The sequence below is a fragment of the Kineococcus sp. AC630 genome, from assembly GCF_979255925.1.
Window position 1 is genome coordinate 1 of the sequence record NZ_CEEDMJ010000184.1, and the last position, 230, is coordinate 230.

Genomic DNA, 230 nt, shown 5'->3' on the forward strand with positions numbered 1-230 from the left:
GGTAACCGCCCTTGGACAGGACCGTCAGGGGCCCCTCGTCGACGAGGACGGTCTCCTTGGTGTAGAGCCGCGTGGCGGCCTGCAGGATCGTCAGCAACCCGAGGGTGACGATGAACGGCGGCAGGCCCAGCGTGGAGACGATCAGGCCGGAGACGAGCCCGAGCGCCGCGCCGACGAGCAGCCCCGCGAACAGCGCGGGAACCTGGGCCCCGGTGCTGCCGGCGGCGAGC

Annotated in this window: 1 pseudogene; it reads right to left on the reverse strand. The window is 72.6% G+C overall.

The features are described from left to right. Positions 1 to 230 (reverse strand): annotated as a pseudogene (locus tag AC0I8G_RS26355) (ABC transporter permease); the annotation flags it as partial.